We start from the raw sequence: 15,545 nt of genomic DNA, 5'->3' as shown, positions 1-15,545 counted from the left end.
CCAGGGGATCGGCTCGGACGGCGACCACCCTTGGAACGACGAGGGCGTCCGCTCGCTCCAGGGCGGTGATCGATGCCCAGTGTGGGGCAGGTCTACAGGTGCTCGGACGGGTGTCTCGGGCCGGTGCTCTGGCGGGCACCGCGAGGCGGTGCCGTGCGGGAGCGGTCTGCGCGGGCGGGCAGGGGGCAGGATGGCGGGGTGGCGTCGGTCACAACAGCCGGCGCGGGCGAATCGTGGGGCGATGCGGGAGCAGTCGCGTCGGCCGGAGGGAGGCGCGTGGTGGGCGACGAGTTCGACGTGGTGGTGGTGGGGGCCGGCCCGGCCGGAGCTGCCGCCGCGCTGACGGCCCGCCGGGCCGGAGCGAGTGTGCTGCTGCTGGACCGGGCCGACTTTCCCCGGGACAAGGCGTGCGGCGACGGGATCGCGGCGCACTCGGTGGACGTGCTCGCCGAGCTGGGGGTGCCCGAGGCAGTGGCCGGTTACGCTCCGCTGCCCGCGCTGCGGATGGTCGCCCCGGGGGGCGGTTCGGTGGCCCGGGCGTTGCCCCGACCTGCGTACACCGTGCCCCGGGAGGTCTTCGACGCGCGGCTGGTGGCGGCGGCGGTGGGCGCCGGGGCGCAGCTGCGGCGGCACACCGTACGCCGGGTCGAGCCGCGCGCCGACCGGGTGGTGCTCGACGGCGAGGTGTCCGGTCGGGTGGTGGTGGGCGCGGACGGTGCCGGGTCGGTGGTGCGCCGGGCGCTCGGCCATCCGGTGAACCCGGACCGGCACCTCGCACTGGCCATCCGCGGGTACGCTCCGGCGCTGCCCGGGCCACCCGAGCAGCTCATCGTCACCTCGAAGGCGCGCTGGCCGGCGTACGCCTGGTCGTTCCCGATCGGCGACGGGCGGGCGAACGTCGGGTACGGGGAGGTGCTGCGGGGCGAGCCGCTGAGCCGCGGCTACCTGCTGGACCGGCTGGTGGCGCTGCTTCCCGGCACCGACCTGGCCACGGTGACGGCGCTGCGCGCCCACCACCTGCCGCTGTCCACCCACCGACCCGCACCGGGGCAGGGTCGCACCCTGCTGGCCGGCGACGCGCTGTCGTTGATCAATCCGTTCACCGGTGAGGGCATCTTCTACGCGCTGCTCTCCGGCGCGCTTGCCGGCTCGGCGGCCGCCCGTGCGCCCGAGACCGCCGCCCGCCGCTACGCACACGGGCTGCGCCGTCGCCTCGGCACCCATCTGCGGCACAGCTCGGTGGCGGCGTGGCTGGCGCGGCGTCGGCGGGTGGTCGACGCGGCGGTGCGGGCGGCCCGTCGGGACGACCGGGTCTTCGACGACGTGGTCGAGTTGGGGTTGGGTGACGGGCGGCTCACCGCTCGTACCCTGGCCATGATCGGCGCCGGTCTGCCCGGCGGTGATCGGGCTCCGAGGCGGTGATCCGGCTGGCGGGTCGCTACGCTGCTAGGTGATGACGCTGCGGAACCTTATCTACTCCGTGTACGAGCGCCGGCTCACGGCGAAGCTCGCGGGTAAGCCGGTGCCCCGGCACGTCGGGGTGATGTGCGACGGCAACCGTCGGTGGGCGAGGGAGATGGGCTTCGTCGACCCGAACGACGGGCACCGGGTCGGCGCGGCGAAGATCAAGCATGTCCTCGGCTGGTGCGACCAGGCCGGCATCGGGCACGTGACCCTCTACCTGCTCGCCACCGACAACCTGCGCCGACCGGCCAGCGAACTGGATCCACTGCTGAAGATCATCGAGGATCTGGTGGTGGAGCTGGCCGAGGAGGGCAACCCCTGGCGACTGCGCATCGTCGGTGCGCTCGACCTGCTGCCGGCGCAGACCGCGACGGCGCTCAAGGGCGCCGAGGAACGCACCCGCGACCGCAGCGGCGGCGCGGAGGTCAACATCGCGGTGGGGTACGGCGGCCGGCGGGAGATCACGGACGCGGTCCGTTCGCTCCTGCTGGAACATGCGGCCGCCGGCGGCACCATCGAGGAACTGGCCGAGGTGCTGGACGTCGAGCACATCTCCGAGCACCTCTACACGCGCGGCCAGCCCGACCCCGACCTGGTCATCCGCACCAGCGGCGAGCAGCGGCTGTCCGGGTTCATGCTGTGGCAGTCCGCGCACTCGGAGTTCTACTTCTGCGAACTCAACTGGCCGGATTTCCGGCACATCGACTTCCTGCGCGCCCTGCGCTCGTACGCCACGCGCCAGCGCCGCTACGGCGCCTGACCCCGGCCCGCCGGGGCCGGTCAGGGCAGGTGGGTGAGCGCCTCGGTGAGGAAGTCGCCCAGGGCGTCCGGGGACTCGATGGTCAGGTCGGCGGCGTTGGCCACCTCGTGACCGGTCTCCGGGTTGGCGACCGCCACGCAGACACCGAAGAAGTCCGGGTCGGCCGCGGCGCGGGCGCGCAGCGCGGCGAACGCCTTGATGTCCGAGACGTCGTCGCCGAAATACCACGCGCCTGTGGCGTCCCTGATGACCTCTCCGATCACCATGCCCTTGTCCCGGTCGACGGGGGGCTTGAGCTCCAGCACCATCCGCCCCGCCTGCACCCGTAGACCCAGGCGGTCGGCCTGCTCCTGCCCCCACTGCTGCACGGTCGCGCCCAGCTGCGGCGCCGTACGCCAGTGCAGCGCCACGGAGAGCCGCTTGAACTCGACGAGTGTCCCCGGCGGCAACTCCGCGCGGGCCAGGTCGGCAAGCTCCGCCATCGTCGGCACCCAGGGCAGCGCGGCGGGCTCGGTGACGATCTCGCCGTCGGAGTGGCTGTGCTCCAGCCCGTAGAGGCCGTAGAGGTCCACGCCGGTCAGCCCGCCGAGGCGTTCCCGGAGGAACTCGACAGGTCGGGCGGAGACGATCGCAACCCGTTGCACGACCGGGGCCAGCGCCTCGATCGCGGCCAACGCCCTGGGAGCGGGGCGTACCGCGGTCGGGTCGTCGTCGACGGGCGCCAGTGTCCCGTCGAAGTCGAAGAAGAGGACCGTCCCGGCGGCCCGGCCGGCGGTGGTTCGCCAGGCCTGGTCGGCGTTCAACGGGGTCCTCGGCTGCTGATTGCCCAGATTCAACGGCGGCACGCGCGTCAGCGTACCCCGGCGCCCGGGGCTCATTCCTGGCCGAGCGGACCCACTCGGCGGCCCTCGGTCAGCGTTCGGCGGCTCCCCGACCACGCCGTCCGAACGGCACCACCGCCGCGTCCTGGCCGTGGCTCAACAGGTAGCCCTCCACGAAGCCGGTGTTGCGGTCCCCGGTGTGGCTCTCGATCTCGTTGAGGCGTGCCACCAGGAACTCGGTGAGGGCGCTGATCCGGTCGTTGAGCCGCTCGTGCAGCTCGGCGACGACGGCCAGGATGACCGCGGTGCCGGCGGTGATGAGCACGAGAAGGTTGACGAGCAGCGGAAGCTGCCCGCCGTTGACCACGAGGGTCACCACGTTGCCGGTCACCCACAGTGTCATCGACACGGTGGCGACCACGACTGCCAACCACTTCAGGGTCATGGACAGACCCCTCCTTCTGTCCCGCAGGGCTGGGTTCGGCCTTGTCCCGTCCCCCCGCCGACGACGAGCCCAAGCAGTACGAATAGGGACGCTAGCGTGCCCGTTCCGGCCCCGGAGGGAAACGAATGAACCCGACCAGGCGTTCTTTCGCCATCTGAGGAACTAGCCTGCCTGATTGCCCCTTTTTCGGACATCGACCGGCAACGTTGGGCGGTATGCGAGGTATCTGATGGTTTCACGGATGTGGAACTTCTCCGCGTCCGACACGTTCGGGTCGATCAGCCGGCGCAGCAGCGCCTCCACGTCTGGGTCCATCGGAGGGGCCGGTTGGCCGGCGCGCGGACCTGTCGCGGTGCGGTCCCAACCGAGCGCGGTGAAGGCGGCGGCCGGGTTGAGCCCCAGGCCCTCGCAGAAGGCGACCACCCGTTCGGCCTCCGGGTCGCTGGCCCAGTCGCCCCGGACCCACCTGTTGATGGTCTGCCGGGACACACCGGTGCGCCGCGACACCTCGGTGCCGCTCCAGGCCCTTGTCGCCCGCGCCTCGTCCAGGGCGCGGCGGACGAAGGTGGCGAAGGCGATCTTCCGCGCGTTGGCCGTCTCGGTCACCTCGTGACCGTACGGCGAGGCATCGGCGGACGTGCGTCCGGGCATGCCACTGTCACGCGAACGTGACAAGCCGCTCAGATTTCCGGTAAACGATCCAGTGCCGCTCTTGAGGGGTCTCACCCGGGCAGAATAGATGCCCGTAGTGGTGGAGGTAAACAGACGAAAAGCTGATACTGTCACGCTCATGGGACAACCTACGGTGTGTCACGTGCATGAGACGACTGGTGCTCACATGCGTCACGCCCCCGGTTCCGAGGGGGTGTGGTGACCGAGCTCGCCACCCGAGCCCAGGCCTTCGGGCTGATCGCCGAGGGGGTCGCCGCCGGGCTGACCGCCCCATGGCGCCTCTACCTCGCCCGAGGCTGCCGCTATCTGTCACTGAGTGTCGGAGACCGCACCGAGTGGAACGCCTGGCGTACCCATCTCGGCTGTCCGGAGCTGAGCGTCCGCGTGTACGACGCCGGCGGCGAGATCCGCCGGTCCTCGGTCGCCGAGGTCGTGCTCGACGGCTGCCGGATCAGCGTCGAGCTGGTCGAGGAGGTCAGCACCGACGACCTGGACCGGCTGCTCGTCGCGGACCCGACCACCATCGAGCCGGAGGAGCGATGATCCGGCGACCGGGCCGGGCCGGAGCCGCCCGATGAGCCCGTTCCTCGCGGTCTTCCTCGTCCTGGTGCTCGGTGCCACCAGCTACGCCGCCGGACGGCTGCACGGGCAGCTCAGCTACCGCATCGGCTACCGCTTCGGCTACCGGCAGGGCTACTTCGACGGTGACCGGGGCGCCTGGAACCGGCGTCGACGCGACGCGCAGGCGGCGATCGCGTCGGCCCTGTCGGTGTCCCCGGCCGACGTGACGCGCTCGGCCGGCACCGTCGCCCGTCCCGGCACCACCTACACCGGCTCGTCGTTCACCGCGCCGGCCGCCCCGATCACCGGGCGGCACCCGACCGGCACCCTGGTTCGACGGTCCGGCTGAGCCGGCCGGCGGGCCGCCACGAGCGCGGTCCCGTCGACCGGCGCCACGATCGCGGTGCGTCGTCCGCGGCGGACACGCACCGTCGGGGTCACGTCAGACCGGTGACGGTGACCCCACCGGCCGGGATGCGCGCAGGGGGCATGCATCCCGGCCGGATCCGCCGCGTCCACTCGGGGCGTGCCCCGTGCCTGTTCACACGCCCGACTTCGGAGATCCACGATCGCCCTCTAGCCGCGACGGTCCGGCGCGGCTAGCGTCTAGGCATGGCACGGGGTTCTCCCGAGCCAGCCGGTCCGCCCGGATCTGCGACCTCGCACACGGGGTTCCGCATCCGACCCCGTGTCCCCGGGCACCGGAGGAGGCGGAACACGGGTGGCGGGTGCCCATCCGTCGGAGCAGGCCTGTGACGACTCGCCGTACCACCGCCGGTGCCGATCAGACCCCGGCCGCGACTGCCACGACCCGCCGCGCCACCAGGAGCCGCCGTACGGCGGCGACCGCGCCGGCCGACCCCAAGGAGCCGCGACCATCGGGCCAGGCGTTCGTCCTGGACACGTCAGTGCTGCTCTCCGACCCGGCGGCGTTCCACCGGTTCGCCGAGCACGAGGTGGTGCTGCCGCTGGTGGTCATCACCGAGCTGGAGGGCAAGCGGCACCATCCGGAGCTGGGCTGGTTCGCCAGGCAGTCGCTGCGGATGCTCGACGAGCTGCGCGTCAGGCACGGCCGGCTGGACACGCCGGTGCCCGCCAACGACGCCGGCGGCACCCTGCGGGTGGAGCTGAACCACACCGACGACGGAGTGCTGCCACCCGGCTTCCGGACCGAGAGCAACGACGCCCGGATCCTCTCCGTCGCGCTCAACCTCGCCGCCGAGGGGCGGGAGGTCACGCTGGTCAGCAAGGACATGCCGCTGCGGGTCAAGGCCGCCTCGGTGGGCCTGCGGGCCGACGAGTACCGGCACGGTCAGGCCAGCGACCCGACCTGGACGGGCATGTCCGAGCTGGAGCTGGGTGAGGAGCAGATCTCTTCGCTGTACGCGGGGGAGACGCTCGACGTGGACGAGGCGGCCGGGCTGCCGTGCCACACCGGCCTGGTGCTGCACTCGACGCGCGGCTCGGCGCTCGGCCGGGTGCTGCCTGACAAGTCGGTACGCCTGGTCCGGGGGGACCGGGAGGCGTTCGGGCTGCACGGCCGGTCGGCCGAGCAGCGGGTCGCCCTGGACCTGCTGCTCGACGAGTCGATCGGGATCGTCTCGCTGGGCGGGCGGGCCGGCACGGGCAAGTCCGCGTTGGCGCTCTGCGCCGGCCTGGAGGCGGTGATGGAGCGGCGCCGGCACAAGAAGGTGATCGTGTTCCGCCCCCTGTACGCAGTCGGTGGCCAGGAGCTGGGCTACCTGCCGGGTTCGGAGTCGGAGAAGATGTCGCCGTGGGCCCAGGCGGTCTTCGACACGCTCGGGGCGGTGGTGCACGAGAACGTGCTGGAGGAGGTCACGTCGCGGGGCATCCTGGAGGTGCTGCCGCTGACCCACATCCGGGGGCGCAGCCTGCACGACGCCTTCGTGATCGTGGACGAGGCCCAGTCGTTGGAGCGGGGGGTCCTGCTGACCGTGCTGTCCCGGATCGGGCAGGGCTCCCGGGTGGTGCTCACGCACGACGTGGCCCAGCGGGACAACCTTCGGGTGGGGCGGCACGACGGGGTGACCGCCGTGATCGAGGCGCTCAAGGGTCATCCGCTCTTCGCCCACGTCACGCTCAGCCGTTCGGAGCGGTCGCCGATCGCCGCGATGGTGACGGATCTTCTGGAGGACATCCCGCTGTGATGGTGCTTTTGTAGGGTTTTATCCCTATTTTCTGTGTGGCGCAGATCACAAAGCGCTCGGTCCGTTTCCCATCGGTCTCACTGTGCGCGATGGTGTCCCACGAGCGCCCACGCACCATGAGCATCGTTGACGATCGTTCGTCCCGGGACGGACGGCATCGGCGAAGGTCGGTGCGTCGGCGCGGCCGGCAACCGGTCGGGGCGCTCGTGGCACGGCCGACGGCCAGATGTGGCCGGGGCCGCGCCGCGTCCTTGCCCCCGACGAAGGGACCTCTTCGTGAGTCGGCTGTGGAGCCGGTTGGGCGCCCGTACGGCCGCTGTCGCGCTGCTCTCCGTTGGCGTCGCCGGTGGCTTCTACCTGGGCGAAGACCGGGAAACCCAGCAACAGGGCCTGACCGAACAGGTCAGCCTCGAAGTCGACAAGGCCGACCTCGCGTACCAGCGCGAGCGGCACGCCGCGCACCAGGTGCAGGTCTCCAGGCAGCGGGCCGCCGAGTACCAGGCCAAGCTGCGGGCGGCGCAGGCCGCCAAGGAGGCCGCCGAGCGGGCCCGCAAGGCCGAGGCTGCGGCGGCGTCCCGCAAGCGCGAGCGCGACGCGGCCAACGCGGCAGCCAAGCCGTACAACGGGCCGATCCCCGCGTCCTGCGCGGAGTACAGCGGCAACCGCAAGACCGGGTGCGCGCTGATGATCGACGCGGGCTTCGGCATCGCCGAGTTCCCGTGCCTGGAGAAGCTCTGGACCAAGGAGAGCGGCTGGAACCACAAGGCCAGCAACTCCTCCTCCGGCGCGTACGGCATCCCGCAGTCGCTGCCGGGCAGCAAGATGAGCTCGGTCGCGGACGACTGGCGTACCAACCCGGCCACCCAGATCAAGTGGGGGCTGGGCTACATCAAGGGCAGGTACAAGACGCCCTGTGGCGCCTGGAACTACTTCCAGAACAACGGCCACTACTGACATCGTCGACGGCGGGGCGGGTGGGCGACCACCCGCCCCGCCGTCGCGCGTACACCAGGTGGGCCTACGGGACGCGAGTGGCGGCGGACCCTTTTTGCTGATAGCAGTTGGGGGGTGAGCCTGCACCCGCCAAGCGGCGACCCCTTCCGGTTCGGCACCGAGGCGTTCTACGCCGCGCTCGGCCGGGCCTTCGTCGCCATGTGCGCGGTGGTCCCGTTCCTCTTCCTCATCGAGGCAGTCGACCAGGGGCTCGCGTTCGGCCTCGACGCCACGGCCGGCATCATCCCGCACCGCATCGACGGCCTGGACGGGGTCTTCTTCTCCCCGTTCCTACACCACGGCTTCGACCACCTGTACAGCAACAGCATCCCGCTGATCCTGCTCGGCACGTTCGTGCTGGCCGCCGGCGCCCGTCGGTTTCTCTGGTCGACCCTGATCATCATCCTGGTCAGCGGGCTCGGCGTCTGGTTCACCGGCTCGCCCAACTCGGTGGTGGTCGGCGCCAGCGGGGTGATCTTCGGTTACCTGGGCATCCTGCTCACCAGGGGCATCGTCGAGCGCAGCTGGTGGAACTTCGCGGTCTTCCTGCTGGTCGGCCTGCTCTACGGGTGGCAGCTCGTCGGCATCCTCCCCACCGACGAGCGGATCTCCTGGCAGGGGCACCTGTTCGGGCTGCTCGGCGGGGTGGTCGCCGCGATCCTGTTCCGTCGTCGCCGGCCCACAGTCGACGGGCCGGACTACTCCGGGTCCACACTCAGCCTGCCCTGACCTGCTCGTCGGCGCGCCTCTGGGACATGCTTGCCCGACCGCCACCACCCGCCTACGGTCGAGATCTGCAAGCGTTGATCCGTGAGCGGAAAGCGACGGTACGCCATGCGTGAGGTCGACATCGCCGTGATCGGGGCCGGGCCGTCCGGCCTCTTCGCCGCGTACTACGCCGGGTTCCGCGGGTTGTCGGTGGCGGTGATCGACGCGCTGCCCGAGCCAGGTGGTCAGGTCACCGCGATGTATCCGGAGAAGCTGATCCTGGACGTGGCCGGGTTTCCCGCCGTCAAGGGCCGGGACCTGGTGGCGAACCTCGTGGCCCAGGCGGCGCCGTTCGGCCCGCAGTACCTGCTCAACACCCGGGCCGAGAAGCTCTCGTACGCCGACGAGCGGCCGGTGCTGGGCCTGGCCGGTGGTGAGCAGCTCGGCTGCGGCGCCGTGGTGGTCACCGGCGGGCTGGGCAGCTTCAGCCCCCGGCCGTTGCCCTGCGCCGACGCGGCTCCCGGCAGCGGGATCGTCTACTTCGTGACCGAGCCGGCGGAGCTGACCGATCGGGACGTGCTGATCGTCGGTGGCGGTGACTCCGCCTTCGACTGGGCGTTGGCTCTGCAACCGCTGGCCCGTTCGGTGACTCTCGTACACCGGCGGGAGAAGTTCCGGGCGCACGCCTCGACTGTCGCCCGGGTGCTGTCCCTGCCGGTCCGGGTGGTGGTCAACGCCGAGGTCACCAGGCTCTTCGGAGAGGGCGCGGTGACCGGGGCCGAGGTGACCGTGCGCGGTGGCGCGACCGAGACGTTGCCTGTCGACACGGTGGTCGCGGCGCTCGGCTTCACCGCCGATTTGGGCCCTCTCGCCGAATGGGGACTGCGGCTGGACCGCCGGCACATCCTGGTGGACAGCGCCATGGCCACCAACCTCCCCCGGGTCTTCGCGGCCGGTGACATCACCGAGTACCCGGGCAAGGTCCGGCTGATCGCCACCGGCTTCGGCGAGGCGGCCACCGCGGTCAACAACGCGGCGGTGGCCATCGACCCGAGCGCGCATCTCTTCCCGGGGCACTCCTCCGACGCCGGCTGACCGTCGGTATCGGACACTGACCGCTCCGTGTCCGGATCGAGACTGGCCGCCCCGACCCTGGGGGGATGACGGATCCCGAGACACCACGCGACGGCGCGCCGACGACGTTGTCCTGGCTCTGTCACCCCAGCACCCTGCTCGCGTTGGCCGTGCTGCTGGTCAACGACCACGTGCTGAAGGCGGCCTTCCCGGGCCTGCTGACCGGCAAGCTGAGCGACGTCGCCGGCCTGGTGCTCACCCCGCCGCTGGTCGCGGTGCTGCTGACCCTCCTGGTGCCGCGGTTGCCCGCCCGGGCCGCCGCGCTTGTCGCCCTGGCGTCGGTTGGCGCCGGGTTCGCGGTCGTCAAATCCAGCGGGTACGCCGCCGAGCTGGCCTCGTCGGCGTGGACCGTGCTGGCCGGTCCGTCGCTGGTCCGGGCCGATCGGACCGATCTGCTCACCCTGCCCGCGCTCGCTCTGGCCTGGTGGAGCTGGACGCGTTCGCGCCGCCGGCCGGTGCGTCGACGGACCGCCCGGGCGGTCCGGCTGCTTGTGGTGCTGCCGCCCGCGGTGCTGGCGGTGGCCGCCACCAGCGCGGTCTACTACCCCTACGCCGTGGGCACCGCGCTGCTCGACGGTCAACCGGCCATCTCGGCCGGCATGGGATACAACAGCCGGGACTGGCCGACCCGGCCGGCCGACGGGTCGTGGTTGGTCAGCGACAACCGGGGGATCACCTGGCGCAACGCCACCCTCGACGAGCAGCGGCGGCTGTCCGGCCAGGGCGCCGGGCAGCGGCAGGCGTGCGTGCCGGCCGAGCCGCAGCGGTGCTACCGGGCGGTCGAGGGTCACCTGCGGGTGGAGCAGAGCGACGACGCGGGTACGACGTGGCGGGTGGCGTGGGAGGTGTCGGACGCGCGCCGCGAGGGGCTGGCCCGCCAGTCCTACAACCCGGGTGACGTCAGCCGGCACTTCGCCTCCCGGGACCTGATCGTCTATCCCGCCGCCGGCGGAGGCCACGAGGTGCTTGTAGCCAACGGCCGGGACGGCGTCCTGCACCGCGGGTCGGATGGCGCGTGGCAACGGAAGGGCTTTCTGGAGGGGCGGTACTCGGAGGAGGCCCGCTGGGAAGATCCGCCCCCGCTGGACGGCGGCCCCGGTGGCCGCCGGACGGACCTGCTGCTCGCCGTGGCGCTCGCGCTCACCCTCGGCTGCGCGGTCACCGTGCTCGCCGGTCACCTGGCGATCCGCCGCGGTGAGGGTCCACGCTGGTGGGGGTTCGCCGGCGGCCTGTCGATGCTTGTCGCGGCGAGCCCGTTGGTCGCGGTGTGGGACCGTGAGGACGACGGCCTCACGTTCATGGCCCTGGCGGCTGTCACGCTGCCGATGGGCGTGCTGCCGGCGGTGGCTCTGCTCGTCCGGGCCCGTTACCAGGGCGCGTCATCCCGGTGGATCGGTTGGGCGCTGACCGGGCTTCTGCTCACCGCGCTCCTGGCCGGGTTGCCGCTCGTCGGTTGGCTGTTCGGCAACCCACCGCAGGGCAGGGTCGCTGTGGCGATCGCCCTACTGGCCACGGTGCCGGGTGTGTTGCTTGCCATCCGGATCTCCCGGTTTGTCGACCCGGCTCGCGCGTACGAACGCCGGTACCGGCCGCGCCCGCCGTACCTGCCCTGTCCGAACGCGCCGTACGCCTATCCGCCCTCTCCTCATCCGCCGCACCCTGCGGACCCACCGGCGGTGCCGGATCCGCCCTACCCGTCGCAGCTGCCACCGCGCTGAGCAGGTCGTCCGGCGGGCTGCTGCGTCGTGCGGTCCGGGGGCGGCCCGGTCAGCGGCGGGCGGGAGGCGCCAGCGCGGCGACCAGGACGGCCACCATGGTCAGCCCGGCGCCGAGCAGGGTGTTCGGCCCCGGGTGCGACGCAGCCGTGGGCAGCACCAGGTCCAGCAGGACCGCCCCGACGATCTGACCGGCGATGGTGGCCAGACCGAGCAGCAGGACACCTGTGAAACGCACTATCGCGGCGGCGATCGCGATGAACACGATGCCGATCGGGCCGCCCAGGTAGAGCCACGGCTCGCTCGGCAGGTGACCGGTCGGCCAGCCGCGTACCGCGATGTCGATCGCGAACGCGACGAGCAGGACTGTCGTGCCGACGGCGAAGTTGACGAGGGTGGCGGTCAGCGCGTTCCCGGCCGCCGCCCGGACCCGGCCGTTGACCGCCTGCTGCCAGGCGGTGCCCACCCCGGCGAGCAGCGGAAGGAGGGCCAGCAGCAGCGTGCCCGGTGCACCCAGCCGGTCACCGACCGCCAGGACGACCGCGAGCACGGTGAGCACCGCACCGGCCAGCCGTTGCCGGGTGACCGGCTGTCGACCGGTCGGACCGATGCCGGCCCGGTCCACGGCGAGGCTGCTGCCGCTCTGCCCGGCGACCACGGCCACGGTGAAGACGGCAACCCCCAGCGAGCCGATGGTCAGCCCCTGGGAGGCGACCAGGAACGCCCCGCACATGCCACCGAGGCACTGCCACGGCCGGAGCGTCCCCGTGGCGACCGCCCGCCGCAGCGCGACCAGGCCACGCCGCCCGCCGGGGGTGGCGGGCACGAGCACCAGCAGCACCAGCAGACCCAGCCCGAACGACACCACCGCCGCGGCGAACCCGTCGGCCAGACGTACACCCAACTCGCCGTTGATGCGGGACTGCACCGCCACCGCGACCCCGGAGAACGACGCCAGCGCGACGCCGGCGATCCGGCGCGTCGCGGAGAGGGCCTGCGGTGTCGCGGTGCCGGTGTCGATCACTCCTGCTCGGCCAGCGGTCGGCCGTCGAAGTCGACGGCTGAGTAGAGCGCCAGTTTCTCCAGACGGTGGTACGAGTCGATCACCCGGATCGTGCCGCTCTTGGAGCGCATCACGATCGACTGGGTGTACGCGCCGCCGGCCCGGTAGCGCACCCCGCGCAGCAGGTCGCCGGAGGTGACGCCGGTGGCCACGAAGAAGCAGTTGTCCCCGGTGACGAGGTCGTCGGTGCCCAGCACCCGGTCCAGGTCGTGCCCGGCGGCGAGCGCCTTCTCCCGCTCCTCGGCGTCGCGCGGCCAGAGCTTGGCCTGCATCGCCCCGCCCATGCACTTCAACGCGCAGGCGGAGATGATGCCCTCCGGGGTGCCGCCGATGCCCATGAGCACGTCGACGTCGGACTCTCCCCGCGCGGCGGCGATCGAACCGGCGATGTCGCCGTCGGAGATGAAGCGGATGCCCGCCCCGGCCCGGCGGATCTGCGTGACGAGGTCGTCGTGGCGGCTGCGGTCCAGCACACAGACCGTCACCTCGGAGACGTCGGTGCCCTTGACCTTCGCGATCCGGCGCAGGTTCTCGGCCACCCCGGCGTTGATGTCGATCACGTCGGCGTACGCCGGGCCGACCGCGAGCTTCTCCATGTAGAAGACAGCGCTCGGATCGAACATCGCGCCCCGCTCGGAGACGGCGAGCACCGCGAGGGCGTTCGGCATCCCCTTGCTCATCAGCGTGGTGCCGTCCACCGGGTCGACGGCGACGTCCACCTCCGGACCGGTGCCGTCGCCTACGTGTTCGCCGTTGAAGAGCATCGGCGCGTTGTCCTTCTCGCCCTCGCCGATCACCACGACACCGCGCATCTGGATCGAGTTGATCAGCTTGCGCATGGCGTCGACGGCGGCTCCGTCGCCGCCCTCCTTGTCGCCCCGGCCGACCCAGCGGCCGGCGGCCATCGCCGCGGCCTCGGTGACCCGGACCAGGTCGAGGGCAAGGTTGCGGTCGAGATCCTGTGGGATCCGCGTCCTGGTGTTCGTCATGACGGCTCCTCCTCGCGACGGTGCGGGGACGACCGGTGGCAGGGTGTTCCCCGCCGCCGGCTTTGTCGCTGATCCTCACACGATGGCCGACCGGGCGTCGGCGCGGGGCGGTGATGGCCCGGATACCGCCGGTCGGGCGGCTGCGAAGATGATGGGGTGGAACCCGCACAGCCAGCTGACCGCGTACCCGCCGACCGCACGCCGCCGGAGGGCCAGCCGCCGGCCGGCGTCCCCGCCGGCCCCGGTGGTGAGCCTGCCGCGACAGTCCCGACGTCCCCGCCGGACGGCGAGCCGGCGCTTGTCGAGCCCGGGCCCACCGCCGAACCGGCCCGGGGCGACGCCGCCACCGAGACCGGTGAGTGGCCGGCGCCGCCGCCACGACGGGAGTCTGCCAGATCCGAGCGGTCGCCGAAGGACATGGCGATCTCGCTGCTGGTGCTGCTGGTCCCGATCGCGCTGCTGCTGGCGTTCTACCGGGGGTTCCTCGGCGGCGACCAGGCCACCACCGTCGACCCGGCCCCGGCGATCGAGCAGGCCCGCTCGGCGAACGTGTTCCCGGTGAGCCAACCGCAGGGGCTCGGCTCCGACTGGCGCACCGTGAGCGCCCGCTACCAGACGGTCGACGGGGGCGCGAACCTCCGTATCGGCTACCTCACACCGGAGGGGCGGGGCGTCCAACTGGTGCAGAGCAGCGTGCCGGCGGAGCGGCTGCTGCCCGCCGAGCTGACCGACCAGGGTCAGCCGCAGGGTCCGACCGAGCTGGCCGGGCGGACCTGGCAGCGCTACACCGCGCGCGGCAACCAGCAGGCACTCGTTCTGCTGGAGCCCACCCGTACGGTGCTGGTCATCGGCGACGCCCGGGACAACGAGCTACGCGAACTCGCCACCGCCCTGCGCTGAACCGGATTCCGCCGATCGGCGGAACCCGGACGGCAGCGAAGATCCGTTACGCTCCCACGGCTCAGATCCGGCAGATGTCGCGCCGGATATTTTCCCCTGTTTTGGAGTGGAATCTTCGTGAACATTCGACGGTGGAGCTACGGCTTCCTCGCCGCCACCCTGCTCGTGCCGGCTCTCGCTGCGTGCGGCTCCGACACGGACGACAAGCCGACGGCCTCGGGTTCGTCCCCGTCCGCCCCGGCGGTCCCGGCCGACCCCAAGGAGGCGCTGCTCGCCTCCACCAAGGAGCTCGGCAAGGGCGACTTCACCTTCACCCTGGCCGGCGCCGACACGACCGGCGGCGGTCTGGTGCACAAGCCGAGCAACAGCGCGCAGTTCACAGTGAAGTTCGGTGACGCGTCCGAGGACGTGTCGATCGAGATGGACATGATCTACATCGACTCGGAGAGCTGGGTGAAGATGGACATGGGCGGTGCCATGGCCGCCGCCATCCCCGGCGCGACGAAGAACAAGGGCAAGTACCAGCACCTCGACAAGACCAAGGTCAAGGACATCAAGGATCTCCAGCTGGACCCGGAGACGCTTGACCCGCTGGCCAGCGACGCGCTGGTCAAGGGCATGACCGAGGTGCAGAAGACCGGCGAGGGTGCCTACGCCGGCAAGATCGACATCACCGCCGCCGCCACCGACTCGGCCGCCCTCGACGAGGAGGTCGTGACCGCCCTGGGTGCCCAGGCCAAGGCGCTGCCGTTCACCGCCAAGCTGGACCCGCAGGGCCGGCTCACCGAGCTGGTCATCTCGGTTCCGGCCGCCGGCGAGACCGCCGCACACGAGGTCAAGATCGGTTACACCGGCTACGGGGCCGGCACCGGCGCGAAGAAGCCGCCGGCGGACAAGGTCGTCGAGGCTCCTGCCGAGACGTACGAGATGTTCAAGTAGGTCTGATCCACGGAACCGGGGTGGCCGTTGGCCGCCCCGGTTCCGCCTTTCCGGACCTCACCCTTTCGAGCAACCGGACAGAAGGGTGATTGTCCGACGGGCCGGCAGGGAACAGAGAGGGGGTGACCCTGGGCACGTTGCTCGGCCCGGGTCGCGCGGCGCAGCCGACGGTGCTGCTGCGCCGCCCGGTTTCCGGCGCCGTCCAGGTCGTCG

The 15,545-nt window shown here is 71.9% G+C and carries 16 protein-coding genes; 11 read left to right on the top strand and 5 right to left on the bottom strand.

What is annotated here, in order from left to right; translation table 11 throughout:
* The first annotated feature begins 279 nt into the window (after positions 1 to 279).
* Both ACZ6N8_RS02750 and ACZ6N8_RS02745 read left to right on the top strand, forming a co-directional pair.
* On the top strand, positions 280 to 1,422 hold the full coding sequence (locus ACZ6N8_RS02750) for an NAD(P)/FAD-dependent oxidoreductase (RefSeq protein ID WP_466007035.1): 1,143 nt from the start codon (positions 280 to 282) through the stop codon (positions 1,420 to 1,422).
* A gap of 31 nt (positions 1,423 to 1,453) precedes the next feature.
* Positions 1,454 to 2,224, top strand: a complete 771-nt coding sequence (locus ACZ6N8_RS02745; protein ID WP_139585087.1) for an isoprenyl transferase — start codon at positions 1,454 to 1,456, stop codon at positions 2,222 to 2,224.
* A 20-nt stretch (positions 2,225 to 2,244) separates the two neighbouring features.
* Here ACZ6N8_RS02745 and otsB read toward each other — a convergent pair whose 3' ends face one another.
* From otsB to ACZ6N8_RS02730, 3 genes are all read right to left on the bottom strand, one after another.
* Entirely contained in the window at positions 2,245 to 3,069 is an 825-nt protein-coding gene (gene otsB, locus ACZ6N8_RS02740; protein WP_364368082.1) for a trehalose-phosphatase, read from the bottom strand.
* A 67-nt stretch (positions 3,070 to 3,136) separates the two neighbouring features.
* Complete coding sequence (locus ACZ6N8_RS02735; RefSeq protein ID WP_466007034.1) at positions 3,137 to 3,490, bottom strand: hypothetical protein; 354 nt, start codon at positions 3,488 to 3,490, stop codon at positions 3,137 to 3,139.
* Between the two features lie 162 nt (positions 3,491 to 3,652).
* Positions 3,653 to 4,096, bottom strand: a complete 444-nt coding sequence (locus ACZ6N8_RS02730) for an XRE family transcriptional regulator (protein ID WP_364368076.1) — start codon at positions 4,094 to 4,096, stop codon at positions 3,653 to 3,655.
* A gap of 264 nt (positions 4,097 to 4,360) precedes the next feature.
* Between ACZ6N8_RS02730 and ACZ6N8_RS02725 the strand changes: the two genes are divergently transcribed.
* The 7 genes from ACZ6N8_RS02725 to ACZ6N8_RS02695 all read left to right on the top strand — a co-directional run bounded on the left by ACZ6N8_RS02725 (position 4,361) and on the right by ACZ6N8_RS02695 (position 11,444).
* The gene (locus ACZ6N8_RS02725; RefSeq protein WP_145786311.1) at positions 4,361 to 4,705 is read left to right on the top strand and encodes a hypothetical protein; all 345 of its coding nucleotides are present in this window, start codon (positions 4,361 to 4,363) and stop codon (positions 4,703 to 4,705) included.
* A gap of 31 nt (positions 4,706 to 4,736) precedes the next feature.
* Positions 4,737 to 5,072, top strand: a complete 336-nt coding sequence (locus tag ACZ6N8_RS02720) for a hypothetical protein (RefSeq protein ID WP_466007033.1) — start codon at positions 4,737 to 4,739, stop codon at positions 5,070 to 5,072.
* Positions 5,073 to 5,475: 403 nt separating this feature from the next.
* Positions 5,476 to 6,891, top strand: coding sequence for a PhoH family protein (locus ACZ6N8_RS02715; RefSeq protein ID WP_466007032.1), 1,416 nt, complete (start codon positions 5,476 to 5,478; stop codon positions 6,889 to 6,891).
* A 276-nt stretch (positions 6,892 to 7,167) separates the two neighbouring features.
* Positions 7,168 to 7,845 carry an aggregation-promoting factor C-terminal-like domain-containing protein gene (locus ACZ6N8_RS02710; protein ID WP_466007031.1) on the top strand — a complete coding sequence of 226 codons (678 nt, stop codon included), beginning with the start codon at positions 7,168 to 7,170 and terminating at the stop codon, positions 7,843 to 7,845.
* Between the two features lie 114 nt (positions 7,846 to 7,959).
* Positions 7,960 to 8,613, top strand: coding sequence for a rhomboid family intramembrane serine protease (locus tag ACZ6N8_RS02705; protein WP_354817536.1), 654 nt, complete (start codon positions 7,960 to 7,962; stop codon positions 8,611 to 8,613).
* Between the two features lie 105 nt (positions 8,614 to 8,718).
* Complete coding sequence (locus ACZ6N8_RS02700; protein ID WP_364370676.1) at positions 8,719 to 9,687, top strand: NAD(P)/FAD-dependent oxidoreductase; 969 nt, start codon at positions 8,719 to 8,721, stop codon at positions 9,685 to 9,687.
* 65 nt (positions 9,688 to 9,752) lie between these two features.
* Positions 9,753 to 11,444 carry a hypothetical protein gene (locus tag ACZ6N8_RS02695; protein WP_466007030.1) on the top strand — a complete coding sequence of 564 codons (1,692 nt, stop codon included), beginning with the start codon at positions 9,753 to 9,755 and terminating at the stop codon, positions 11,442 to 11,444.
* Positions 11,445 to 11,493: 49 nt separating this feature from the next.
* Here ACZ6N8_RS02695 and ACZ6N8_RS02690 read toward each other — a convergent pair whose 3' ends face one another.
* Positions 11,494 to 12,465, bottom strand: coding sequence for a DMT family transporter (locus tag ACZ6N8_RS02690; protein WP_466007029.1), 972 nt, complete (start codon positions 12,463 to 12,465; stop codon positions 11,494 to 11,496).
* Positions 12,462 to 13,493, bottom strand: a complete 1,032-nt coding sequence (glpX, locus tag ACZ6N8_RS02685; protein ID WP_357992627.1) for a class II fructose-bisphosphatase — start codon at positions 13,491 to 13,493, stop codon at positions 12,462 to 12,464. Before glpX ends, ACZ6N8_RS02690 begins: the two co-directional genes overlap by 4 nt.
* A 156-nt stretch (positions 13,494 to 13,649) precedes the next feature.
* On the opposite strand from glpX, the gene ACZ6N8_RS02680 reads away from it, so the two are divergent.
* Positions 13,650 to 14,393 carry a DUF4245 domain-containing protein gene (locus tag ACZ6N8_RS02680; RefSeq protein WP_466007028.1) on the top strand — a complete coding sequence of 248 codons (744 nt, stop codon included), beginning with the start codon at positions 13,650 to 13,652 and terminating at the stop codon, positions 14,391 to 14,393.
* A gap of 117 nt (positions 14,394 to 14,510) precedes the next feature.
* Positions 14,511 to 15,332 carry a hypothetical protein gene (locus tag ACZ6N8_RS02675; RefSeq protein ID WP_466007027.1) on the top strand — a complete coding sequence of 274 codons (822 nt, stop codon included), beginning with the start codon at positions 14,511 to 14,513 and terminating at the stop codon, positions 15,330 to 15,332.
* Positions 15,333 to 15,545: the final 213 nt, after the last annotated feature.

Source organism: Micromonospora sp. NPDC047521 (assembly GCF_055587305.1).
This window is presented reverse-complemented; position numbering and strand designations above follow the sequence as displayed.